At 35.4% G+C, this 11,709-nt stretch carries 13 protein-coding genes and 1 pseudogene; 5 read left to right on the forward strand and 9 right to left on the reverse strand.

The features are described 5' to 3' along the window. The first annotated feature begins 71 nt into the window (after positions 1 to 71). The 3 genes from AC3WJF_RS18040 to AC3WJF_RS18050 all read left to right on the forward strand — a co-directional run bounded on the left by AC3WJF_RS18040 (position 72) and on the right by AC3WJF_RS18050 (position 1,730). Positions 72 to 464, forward strand: a complete 393-nt coding sequence (locus tag AC3WJF_RS18040; protein ID WP_492454676.1) for a thiol-disulfide oxidoreductase DCC family protein — start codon at positions 72 to 74, stop codon at positions 462 to 464. A gap of 139 nt (positions 465 to 603) precedes the next feature. Beyond that, positions 604 to 1,491, forward strand: coding sequence for a hypothetical protein (locus tag AC3WJF_RS18045; protein ID WP_492454678.1), 888 nt, complete (start codon positions 604 to 606; stop codon positions 1,489 to 1,491). A gap of 59 nt (positions 1,492 to 1,550) precedes the next feature. Further along, positions 1,551 to 1,730 (forward strand): hypothetical protein, encoded by a 180-nt coding sequence (locus AC3WJF_RS18050; protein WP_492454680.1) that lies wholly within the window; start codon positions 1,551 to 1,553, stop codon positions 1,728 to 1,730. A gap of 4 nt (positions 1,731 to 1,734) precedes the next feature. Here AC3WJF_RS18050 and AC3WJF_RS18055 read toward each other — a convergent pair whose 3' ends face one another. Together AC3WJF_RS18055 and AC3WJF_RS18060 are read right to left on the reverse strand one after the other, a co-directional pair. Beyond that, positions 1,735 to 1,920, reverse strand: coding sequence for a hypothetical protein (locus AC3WJF_RS18055; protein ID WP_492454682.1), 186 nt, complete (start codon positions 1,918 to 1,920; stop codon positions 1,735 to 1,737). Positions 1,921 to 2,071: 151 nt separating this feature from the next. After that, positions 2,072 to 2,374 carry a DUF5634 family protein gene (locus AC3WJF_RS18060; RefSeq protein WP_492454684.1) on the reverse strand — a complete coding sequence of 101 codons (303 nt, stop codon included), beginning with the start codon at positions 2,372 to 2,374 and terminating at the stop codon, positions 2,072 to 2,074. 206 nt (positions 2,375 to 2,580) lie between these two features. Between AC3WJF_RS18060 and AC3WJF_RS18065 the strand changes: the two genes are divergently transcribed. Both AC3WJF_RS18065 and AC3WJF_RS18070 read left to right on the forward strand, forming a co-directional pair. Next, complete coding sequence (locus AC3WJF_RS18065) at positions 2,581 to 3,438, forward strand: PhzF family phenazine biosynthesis protein (protein ID WP_492454686.1); 858 nt, start codon at positions 2,581 to 2,583, stop codon at positions 3,436 to 3,438. Between the two features lie 164 nt (positions 3,439 to 3,602). Further along, a pseudogene (locus AC3WJF_RS18070) lies at positions 3,603 to 3,881 on the forward strand (transposase); the annotation flags it as partial. A 111-nt stretch (positions 3,882 to 3,992) separates the two neighbouring features. Here AC3WJF_RS18070 and AC3WJF_RS18075 read toward each other — a convergent pair. The 7 genes from AC3WJF_RS18075 to AC3WJF_RS18105 all read right to left on the reverse strand — a co-directional run bounded on the left by AC3WJF_RS18075 (position 3,993) and on the right by AC3WJF_RS18105 (position 11,241). Next, positions 3,993 to 5,777 (reverse strand): S9 family peptidase, encoded by a 1,785-nt coding sequence (locus tag AC3WJF_RS18075; protein WP_492454687.1) that lies wholly within the window; start codon positions 5,775 to 5,777, stop codon positions 3,993 to 3,995. A gap of 26 nt (positions 5,778 to 5,803) precedes the next feature. After that, entirely contained in the window at positions 5,804 to 7,036 is a 1,233-nt protein-coding gene (locus tag AC3WJF_RS18080; protein WP_492454689.1) for a M20/M25/M40 family metallo-hydrolase, read from the reverse strand. Between the two features lie 122 nt (positions 7,037 to 7,158). Then, complete coding sequence (locus tag AC3WJF_RS18085; protein ID WP_492454690.1) at positions 7,159 to 7,389, reverse strand: excisionase family DNA-binding protein; 231 nt, start codon at positions 7,387 to 7,389, stop codon at positions 7,159 to 7,161. 13 nt (positions 7,390 to 7,402) lie between these two features. Beyond that, positions 7,403 to 9,142 (reverse strand): aminodeoxychorismate synthase component I, encoded by a 1,740-nt coding sequence (pabB, locus tag AC3WJF_RS18090; RefSeq protein WP_492454692.1) that lies wholly within the window; start codon positions 9,140 to 9,142, stop codon positions 7,403 to 7,405. Then, positions 9,139 to 9,729, reverse strand: a complete 591-nt coding sequence (locus tag AC3WJF_RS18095) for an anthranilate synthase component II (RefSeq protein WP_492454694.1) — start codon at positions 9,727 to 9,729, stop codon at positions 9,139 to 9,141. The genes pabB and AC3WJF_RS18095 overlap by 4 nt, the downstream gene beginning before the upstream one ends. 110 nt (positions 9,730 to 9,839) lie before the next feature. After that, on the reverse strand, positions 9,840 to 10,736 hold the full coding sequence (locus AC3WJF_RS18100) for a hypothetical protein (RefSeq protein WP_492454696.1): 897 nt from the start codon (positions 10,734 to 10,736) through the stop codon (positions 9,840 to 9,842). Then, the gene (locus AC3WJF_RS18105; protein ID WP_492454698.1) at positions 10,717 to 11,241 is read right to left on the reverse strand and encodes an RNA polymerase sigma factor; all 525 of its coding nucleotides are present in this window, start codon (positions 11,239 to 11,241) and stop codon (positions 10,717 to 10,719) included. Before AC3WJF_RS18105 ends, AC3WJF_RS18100 begins: the two co-directional genes overlap by 20 nt. Positions 11,242 to 11,709: the final 468 nt, after the last annotated feature.

The raw sequence follows: 11,709 nt of genomic DNA on the forward strand, positions 1-11,709 counted from the left end.
TAACATAAAGAGAATTATTCTGCTAATTTTGTTAAAATAAAGGAAGAGTATTCATTCAAGGAGCTGGCATTATGAAGAACATTATTCTTTTTGATGGTGTATGTAATTTCTGCAGTCAAAGTGTACAATTTATCATCAAAAGAGACCAAAAACATGCTTTTCATTTTGCGTCTTTACAAAGTGAAATTGGTCGAAAACTAATAAATGAGTATGGCTTAGAAGGAAATATAAACAGTGTTGTTTACATTTCCAACGGGTTAGCTTATAAAAAGTCCGATGCTGCATTGCAGATTTGTCGTAAGCTAAGCGGATTATGGAAAACATTATATATATTTTATTTTGTTCCAAGGCCGATTAGAAATGCTGTATATGATTACATTGCGAAAAATCGCTATAAATGGTTCGGAAAGACGGAAAGTTGTATGATTCCCTCCCCTGATATAAAAAGTAGATTTTTGGAGTAGTACAATTTATGTTAGTTTACATAATAAAATTACTGTAAATTATTTATTAAAAATATTGGGAGGAATTTTATTCCTGCCCAGCGAATAAAACTAATAAACATTGTTTTTTTCCAAAACCTAATCATTTCTGGAGGATGCTATGAGTGTTCCAACAAATGAAACGAAACAAAAAAGAACATTGTGGCAATGGATTAGTTTTATTACCCCCTATCTATACTCGACGGGCATTGTATTGATTATTGGTTGGATGCTGAGTGCAGCTGTTATAAATGGCATCGACACAGTAACAAACCGTTCGTGGAAGGCTTTTTTTCTGCTACCAAACGAAAATATTCATTCTAGCGATCAGTCCTGGGTCAATATGATTACCCAATCTATCATTGACTCAAATTTAAATAACGTAATTTTTCGTGGCATCTTTTTACTCTTAATTTGGATTACCTTATTTCTAATGATTCCCGTTGCTTTTACCCGCTTAAAACGATTCAAACTGTTTAATTTTGAGTTTGAAGTGGAAGATAAAGAACAAGCAGCAATTCAAACCGTTGAGATTAATGGCGGAAAGGCGAAGCTAATGGCTTATTTAACAAGTGATGACGCTGCTGGAAAATTATTTGACTTTTTAGAAGGGACAGTCATCAATTATCAAGATGCACTTATGTATTTTCTTGAAGAAATACAACTCGGATATCGCCAACATTTTAACGCATCATTTAGCTATATGGTGCAAAAGGACGGTATTCCTCCTCTAATCAAGTATTTAGTGGATGAATCGATAGAAACGGGAGAAGCTGTTTTAAAGAACAAAACAGATAATGATAACTTATTAAAGAAAAATTATCTCGTTTATTATTTTTGCTTTGAAAATAATACCTTTACAACTATCCTCAGCAGTTATCAACATCAGTTTGATATCTTTGATAAATATTTACTTGAATCGCTTCATAATATTATTAATAAAAATGTAGAAAATATTGAATACATGGTTGCGCTCACTTTAGAGGATGAAGACGATGAATCCTCATAAGACAATCCTTGACGAAAAAGAGGATTGTCCACTAATATGTAAGAAAAGGAGGTGTAAAGATGAACTCACATTTTCAAATCCCTATTCAAACTAATAAAGTAAAGAAACGTGCTGAAAAAAAACTAATGGAAATGAAAGCAAACAAAAAAAGTGCCCGTTCTGCTACCAATTCATTTGTAAAACCTGTTCGTATCAGTAAAGACGATCCAATTGTAAAACGTATGCTGGGGCAACTATAAAAAATTAAACTCTCCTTGTTCCCTTTTGATTTAAGAGCTTAGAATGCTTTCTGGCCATCTCCTGCATAATAATGGAATTGCCAACTAAATCAGATGGTTGCCCCACCGATAAATTATTTAAATTCAAATCTTTTAGCCCTTTAAACCGCTCACCTCGTAAATATCTTTTATAAAGTTCCAGAGTCCGCATAAGTGTCTCACCTTTTCATCTCTATATGTACTTTATCATATTCTTATTGAATTCCTCTGGCTAATAAAATTATCAAAGGAATACTAATTTTTAATTACATAAATTAACTGAAAAAACGTGATCAACTTCTTATTCTTCATTATGGAAGTTATTAATGCTGGTTAATATGTGTAAATACATCTTCTAAACTTTGATAACCCTTTAACTCTCCATCCTCTTCCTGTATTGTCCAATCTTGATGTTGTAATGCTAGCCCACCGTCGTGATCTTTTTTATAAGGCATATTTACCATATAGATTCTTCCATCTTTTCTGACGGTATATCCCAAATAATATGTATCTCCCGCTCCCTCTTCTTCATATATGCCAATATCCTCTAAATTGTATTTCATCATTAGTTCCTTTAAATGCTTATTCATATCATTTTTTAGTTGTTCATATGGAATATATTCCAACTTAATCCCTCCCACGCTTTTTCCATATTGTATCCATTAAACAAAAAAACAACCAAATTAGTTGTTTCAGACTGTAGACAAACTATTTTTGGAGAGTTCAGATGCTAAAAAATAGTTTGTCTCTTGTTTTATGGCAAATTTATCCAACAACATTTATACGTAGTGCTTTCTATGCTACAATTTACTATAAGTGAGGAAGGTGTCTTATGAAAATATCCGTTTATGTTGCAAGTGCATTTAGCAAGGATCATAAAGGTGGTAATAAAGCAGGAGTGGTATTTATTGAGAATACATTGACCACTACTCAAAAAATGGCAATAGCCAAACAACTGGGCTATGCGGAAACCGCATTTATATCAGAATCTAAAATTGCTGATTATAAATTTGAGTATTTTACACCAAAAGAAGAAGTTGATTTATGTGGTCATGCCACAATTGGCTCATTCGCGATACTGATGCATTTAAATAAACTTTTCAGGAATCGCTATACGATTGAAACGAACAGCGGTGTTCTTACTATTACCATAAAAGATGACATCATATTCATGGAACAAAACAAACCGATATTCTATGATGTTGTATCTCCAAACGAGATCATCGACTGTTTTGACATTAAAGCTATAGACAATAAATACCCAATTCAAATTGTCTCCACGGGCTTAAAAGATATTTTAATTCCTATAAAAAGCGAAACACGATTACATGCACTGCAACCTAATTTTGAAAAAATTAAAGAAATCAGCAAGTATTATAATGTTGTCGGGATGCATCAATATACTTTTAATGACAATCGAATTATATGCAGAAATTTTGCTCCACTATACGACATCAATGAAGAAGCAGCGACTGGAACTTCAAACGGTGCATTAGCTTGCTACCTTTATGAACAGCAATTCTTGCAAAAAGAAGTCTATGTATTTGAACAAGGTTATTCTTTACACTCGCCTTCCGAAATATTAGTTAAATTAGCAACCAATAGCAAGAATGAAATAGAAAAAGTTTATGTTGGCGGCAAAGGCTATTACTGTGAAACTAAGTGTTTAAATGTAGAAAATATTGAGTGAAAATAAAAAAACACCGAATAAATAGGTTGAGAAAATAATTTCTCAACCTCAGATTGTAGACAAAGTATCTGATTATTCGATACTTTGTCTTTTTTTCTAGGTAAAATAGAGAAAAGGAGCTGATTTAGATGTTGAAATAACAAGATATGAATTAACGAGATCAAATTGGTTTTTATTCTTTAGATGATCTTGTTCCACAGGAACATTTGTTAAGAGATATTGATAAGTATGTTGATTTCAATTTTATTTATGAATTAGTAGACGATAAATATGATGAAAATAATGGTAGACCTAGCTTAGATCCAGTTTTATTAATCAAGTTACCATTATTTCAATATTTATATGGTATTAAGAGCATGAGGCAAACAATTAAAGACATAGAGGTTAATGTGGCTTTCCGTTGGCTTTTAGGATTGGATATGAAAGATTTTTTTGCCTATTTCTGTGTTTTAATTCAAAAATAGAGAAATAGATAAAAAAACAAACACATTATTTAATTGAACAATGTGTTTGTCTTCAATCTGAAACAATTTGGTTGTTTTATAAAAATAATCTTATTGTCCAATATATTGATCAAGAAAATCAGCCACAGCTGTATAGGCAGTTATATTATTTTTTAGCTTCACAAAGAAATGACCTTCGTCTTCAAAGCGGATGTAAGTAACAGGGTGATTTCTTTCCTTCAATTCATGAACAATTTGTTCGGCCTCTTCAATTGGAACGCGCGGATCATTTGCTCCATGAAGCACCATTAAAGGACTTGTAATTGCTTTTGTACGATGGATTGGATCAATTTGATTGAAAAATTCACCGTCTTCTTCAATACTGCCGTATTCTAGCTCCCGCAATTTCCGACGCCATGATCCTGTGTTTTCCAAAAAGGTTTTAAAACTTGAGATTCCTACGATATCAATAGCTGCTGACCAAATTTTAGGATAATGAGTAATCGCAGCAAGCACCATAAACCCTCCGTAGCTTCTGCCCATAATAGCAATTTTATCAGGATCGGCATTCCCTTCTGATTTTAACCATTCTACCAGTTCTGTTAAATCCCTTACAGAATCCATTCTTTTCCGAACATCATCTAAATGTGTATATGTTTTTCCATAGCCAGTACTTCCCCTTACATTTGGAGTACATACAGCATAACCTCTATTCAAAAAATATTGTAGAAACGGATTGTACACCGCTCTAATCTGGCTTTCCGGACCGCCATGAACGAAAACAACGACCGGTAGCTTTTCCAATTGGTGCTTTGGCTTATAATAAAAAGCAGGCACTTCCAATCCGTCAAATGATTGAAAATGGATTAATTCTGGTTCCACTAATTGTTCTTCAATCATTGGAGACTGCGAAACATATGTCAACCTTCTCGCTTTGTACGTTTTTACATCTAGCTCCCAAATATCAGATGGATATTTCGGTCCATTAAAGACATAGGCAACCTTGGAATCATCCGGAGAAAAAGTTAATTCGGATATAACGCCGATTGGGGTTTCCCAGTTTGAAAATCTCTTTTCAACAAGATTATAAATGATCCCTCTTGAAATTCCGCCTTCATTTACACTATAAGCAAGCAAATTTTTATCATTGCTTATCGTTAATTCTTCTAAATCCCAATCTCTTTCATCCAGCCATGTCATATTCGTAGTGGCCAAATCTATTGTTGCAATACCCATAAATTCACGATCTTTATTTGTTAAAAAGTAAAGATGGTTTCCGTCTTTGCTAAACTGCGGTGATAAGAATATTGCCTCACCATCGTGTTCGGTTAACCATCTTACTTCACCAGATTTTAACTCCAATAAGCCAAGATCATTATCAAGATTCGATCCTGTTTTTTGAATAAGCAGAGACTTGCCATTTGGATGCCATTTTACTACTGAATAAGTTCCATCTTGTGAATACACAGGACGAAATTCTAGTGTTTCAAGATTTTGAATATAAAGGTCAAAAAATGCTGGATGACGGCGATTGCTTGACCAAGCTATCCATTGTCCATCAGGAGAACTGCCTCCATATTGATGAATATGATCAGGTGAATCGGTTAACGGGATGATTTCACCTTGTTCCTTAAGTAAGAAAAGCTGCTCTTTTTCATTTACACCAACATCCATTCCAATCACCCGATAATTGGTACCTGGAATGTATTTCACAAAAATAATTCGTTCTTCCTTGAAAGAAATTTGCGATGGCCAGCCTTTTTCTGTCCCCAGCTCCCATACTTGTGGGAGTCCGGTATAATTGGTAATAAAGCTCAAGACTTCACCATCAGGATGATAAACAGGATTTCCTGCAGATCTGACATGTAGATATGGTTTTACATCTATCCAATTCATGCTGGGTCCCCCTAATAATTTTTCGTTCAGCGTTTTTGTAAAAGCGGTTCACTTATCTCTTGAATGCCTGCAAGACCTATTATCGTTAAAAATATCTTTTGTGCGCCAAAATAAGCATCCTTTGGATCAAAAAATTCATTTAATGTATGTACTCCTCCAAATTCACCACCACCACCAAGCGTTACTGCAGGAATCCCTAAACTAATCGGAACATTAGAATCCGTGCTGCTCGGTGCATCAAGGATTTGTTGAAAACCTAGTGCTTTTGTTGCAGCTAAAGCTGTTTGTACAATCACTGTATCTGGTGCTTGTGTGCCTGCTGGCCGATCTCCTACAAGCTCTAGCTCTACTTTTACGGAATCCGTTTCCCAACGCTTGTTTTCTTCTTCTGCAGCAAGTTTAATAGCAGCTAAAATTTGTTCCTCCACTTTCAATAATTCTTCTTGTGAGGTAGAGCGGATATCGACAAGCATACTCGCTTTTTGTGCAATAGTATTAACAGAAGTACCGCCGTTAATGGTCCCAACTGTAAAAGTCGTTTTCGGATCCCAGGGAACCTTTAATTCAGAAATTTTCGCAATCGCCCTTCCTAAAGCATGAATTGCACTCGGCTTTCCAAAATCACCAAAACTGTGTCCACCGGGACCATAATAACTAACATTATAACGATGACTTCCTGTAGCAAGGTAGGTTGTCCGCTCCGGATCACCAGGCTCAATCGAAATAAATCCGTCAATATCATCTCTATTTTGAAAAAGAGCTTTGACTCCTCGTAAATCACCTAGCCCCTCTTCCCCTACTGTTGCGCAAAAGATAATATCCGCATTCGTTTGTATATTTGCTTCATCCAAAGCGCGGACCATTGTTAACACAACCGCTAATCCTCTGCCATCATCAGCAATACCTGGGGCAAATATTTTTCCGTCTTTTAGCTTTGGTTCGACATCCGTGCCTTCAGGAAAAACAGTATCTAAGTGAGCAGATACCACTAGTTTTGGTCCTTTTCCACTTCCAGGTCGAACACCAAATACATTACCTGCACTGTCCACTGTCACATCTTTCAAGCCTAACTCTATTAATCGAGTTTTATAAACCTCTCCCCGAGCTTCTTCTTGAAAAGTTGGTGCTGGAATTGCTGTTAATTCCATCTGCTCTGCTACTGTTCTCTCATTATCTAACTTAATAAACTCTAATCCTTCTTTTACTTGCATGTTCGAAAGAATTTTTTCAAATGTCTCTTCAACTGTCTTTGTGACCATCTTTTCGAGGAGCCTCCTTAAAAATATATATAGTTCACATCATTAATTATATTCTTAATATTCGAGATTTTACTAATGAAATGCTCAAAAGAAAAGACTAGCACGTCATGCTAGTCTCTGGATCAATCCTCATCCTTCACATCTAAATCTTCCGGAATCGGCTCACTTAAATAATCCTCAATTAATATTCTCATTTTTTCCATTTGTTCTAAATGGGTATTAAACTGCTCTTGATTGATTAGATATTGCTTGCCATCATGTACCGCTTTAATTCTTTTTTGTTGAATTAGTTTTTCGATATAGGATTCTGGCAATGATAAATATTCTGCTGTTTCTTTGATTGATAAATACAAAAGTACCACCTCATTACGTTGCTAGTTTTACCCTTATCCATCCTCTAACACTATTAATAAACCAAATGCAAGTTGCTTTTTCGAGTTCTTCGAGTAAGATTACTCTTTCTTTTATTTCTCCGTTTTCGAGCAAGTTTTGGCGAAATGTACCTGCGAGCAACCCACAATCCTGCGATGGTGTCCATAATTGTCCATCTAATTCTACTACAACGTTCCCATTCGTAAATTCCGTTATCTCGCCGTTTTGATTCCACAATAGCACATCAAAACTTTCTGGATGCTCTGATTTATGTTCTATGTACATTTTTCGATTCGTCGTTTTATGGTAGAAAAATGGATCATTTTTATTAATTGGTGTAGATGCAATGGATACACTCTGATTGTCTGCGAACGGGATGATTTTCTCTCCATTAATTTTTATAAGTCCATTTTTTTCAACTAATAATCGTACCTTCACTATGTCATTTTGGTGATTATCTGCAATATGTTTTAATTTCATTCGGACCTTATCGAGATCTAACGAAAAACCAAAATATTCAGCAGAGTTTCGTAGTCTTTCCAAATGATATTCCAGTAAAATATACTTCCCTTTTTCTAATTTTAAGCTTTCTAACAACTCAAATGAAGGTCGCTTCACAGTTAACAAAGATGCTTTCGTCATCATTTCGTTGTACTCGTCTTCTGAAGTGGAATCCCATGTGATCCCACCTCCAACTCCATATGTAGCAGTTTTCGTCTGATTATCAATAACAACAGTTCGAATCGGTACATTAAAAATAGCTTCGTTATTTGGTGTTATGTAGCCAATTGCACCGCAATAAACCTCACGTGGAGTTTCCTCCAATTCTGAAATCAATTTCATTGTGCTGATTTTTGGTGCACCAGTTATCGAACCACAGGGAAAGAGCGCACGAAAAATCTCAAGTAATTGCGTTCCTGATGTTGTTTTCGCTGTAATAGTAGAAGTCATTTGCAAAACGGTTGGATAAGGTTCAATCTCAAAAATCTTTTCCACTTTGACAGAGCCGGACTCTGCGATGGATCCTACATCATTCCGCAGCAAATCCACAATCATCAAGTTTTCCGCACGATTTTTCTCTGAATGATATAACCATCTGGCCAGTTCCTTGTCTTCTTCCGTTGTTCTCCCTCTTTTAACGGTACCCTTCATCGGCTTAGTGATGATTTTTTGACCATCCCATCTAAAAAATAATTCCGGGGAAGCGGAAAGGATACTATAATCCCCAATATGTAAATAGGCGCTATATTGGGAGGTCTGTGCCCTCGAAAGTTGCTGATAGAAAGAAAAATCATCCCCATGAAAAGTGGCCGATAACCTATTTGTATAATTCACTTGATAGGTATTTCCATTTTCAATGGCATTTTTAATAGATTGAATGTTCGATTGGTATTGTTCTTTCGTTACTGTCGATTTCCAATCTGATACTGAGTAGTCTTGAGAATTACTAAATTCCGCTTCATGGGGATCACGGAAAATCCCAAACCATAATAAAGGCATTTTCGCATTGCTATTCACCTGAAATGCGGGTTCAAAGGCAGGAGCCGCTTCATAGGAAAGGTACCCTGCTGCGTAATATCCTAATTGGACAGCGGATTGAATTTCTTCCAAACACGATATAACTTCATTTATTTGGCTAGTTGATATCGTTTTTATAGGTTCGGAAAATGCTAGAGGATTCGGTTTTCCATTCTGATCAGCAAATTCAAAAAACAAAAAAGGATGTTGCTTCATACGTATTCCCCTTTAGCAATTGGTTGTTTTTTAAAGAAATTTGCTAAAAGCTCTAGTCCATGTTCGGTCATTATCGATTCAGGATGAAATTGAACCCCTTCTATTTTATAGACTTTATGACGAATTCCCATTATGGCACCGTCTTCACTTTTAGCAGTTATTTCTAGACAATCTGGCAATGTGGATTCATCTACTATTAAAGAATGGTATCTAGTCACTTTATAGGGATTTTTTATTTGATGAAACACCGAATTTCCATCATGATGTACTATTGATTGTTTTCCATGTACCGGCTCTTTTGCTTTTTTAATCGTTCCTCCAAATACTTGGGCAATCGCTTGATGACCGAGACAAACGCCTAGGATTGGAATGACTCCTTTAAAGTGATGAATAACCTCTAAACATACCCCTGAATCAGATGGATTACCAGGACCAGGTGAGAGCAAGAGAAAATCAGGTTGTAATTTTTCAATATCTGATATAGTTATTTTGTCATTTCGAAAAACCATGATCTCTTGTCCTAACTGTTTTACATATTGGACAAGATTATATGTAAAAGAATCGTAATTATCTATGATTAAAATCATGTTTGTCACCTTTCGAATGAAAACTTTTGGATTCTCGAATAAATAAAAGGAAGCCTGAGCTCTCCAACACTAATGTATCATAGTGTTGGGTGTCAGGCACGATAAACTTTTTATTCGGGATGCCAATCCCTTCCGAATTCAAGTGTAATCCATGTTTTATTATGGAAGAATACTTTTCCATGTGATGGTTCGCTAAAGTCCCAAGCTAGATTACCAGACGAATGTTCAGTAACTGCTGTCCACGTTTTACCTGAGTCATGTGTTACGACCATATATAAGAGTTTGCTTTCTTGATATGAACTAGCAAATTTAATAATCGGTATTATCCCATCAGAACTCGAGAAAAATACTGGTTTTGTAATATCTCTTGCTATATCTTTATACTGTTCAGGTATTGGCAGCAGTTGTTTCCTCCACTTTTCCCCCCCATCTGTTGATTCCAAGAGATAAGGCGCTTCGAGATCAGCTTTGTTGCTAATACTTATCCAACCGTGTTTTTTATTAATAAAAGTTAACCCTACTTTCTTGCCATCTAAAAAAGTACTATTTTCTTGATCATTAATATGAGAAATAGTTTTCCATTCCTCACCTTGATTGGTTGTAAATAATATTTTTACCGCTTCACCATGTAATGGAGGGTCTTCTTTTATCATTGCCCAACCAATGTTGTTATCAATGTAAACAGTATTAGCACTAAACCACTGCGGAAAATATAATCCTGATTTTGCATCATAGCCAATATCACCTAGATGAGCATTAAGATTTTGTGGTATACTACCATTTTTATAAAACATTGGCATAACTAGAATAAAAAGAATAAGAATGACAGCTGCTATACTAAGCTTAATGATAATACCACTTTGTTTTATCTTGTTAAAAATGCTTTTCTTACTTTTTTGATGCATTTTTATATTGAAAAGAATAGCCTGTTGTGCTGCTTCGGATAAATCATGTATTCGCCAGCCGTTTCTTATTTTTTTCTCTAACTCATTCATAGAATCGTTCAAGAACCTCGCCCCCTTTGAGCTTCTGTTGAATCATTTTTAAGGAACGATGATACGTAACACGAACCTTGGCGGAGCTGCATTTTAAAATACTTGCAGTTTCCGAGATTGAAAATTCTTTTACAGCTCTTAAAAAGACGACGTCCCGATAATCCTTTTTAAGAGACATGATTGCTTCCATAATTTCTTTGGTTTGTTCGTTTTGTTCGTAGATGAGATCGGGACTCATTTCTTCTTTAGTCTTAGCAATTATTTGTGATTTTTGTGTTTTCATTAATTCCTTTGCATTTTTCCTATTTCGGTCAACCGCTAAATTCCTTGCAATAGAAAATAACCATGTTTTTGGGCTGCTATTCCCTTTAAATTGATGCAAATGATTAAACGCTCGGATATATACATCTTGAACAATATCCTCTACATCCGTACCACCAGTAAAATAAATTAAAAAATGATACACATCATTACTATATAAATTGAACCATTGTTCAATAATGTCCTCCCCCGTCATCGTATCCCTCCCAAGCCCATTATATCGGAACATTTATAAGACTGACGGAAAAGAGAAAATGTTACAAAAAATTTAATTTTTTTCATGTGACCTGTTCCCAGTTCTATGTGCCCTTTTTTTCACCTAATGTGACAAATTCGACTTATTATGTGCCTTACCAACTTATGTGCTCCCTCATTCCAATTTAATGTGACACGTTCACAATTCTATGTGCCCTGCTTTACAACTAATGTGACCCATTCCCCTTTTTATGTGCCCTTCCATTTCTTGTGCTCCCCAATTCCAATTTATTGTGACCCGTTTGCTGTTCTATGTGCCCTGCTTTCCATCTAATGTGACCCATTCTCCTTTTTATGTGCCCTTCCATTTCTTTCACTCCCCAATTCCAATTTATTGTGACCCGTTTGTTGTTCTATGTGCCCTACTTTCCAACTAATGTGACCCATTCTCCTTTTTATGTGCCCTTCC

This window comes from Heyndrickxia sp. FW510-T9 (assembly GCF_058781025.1).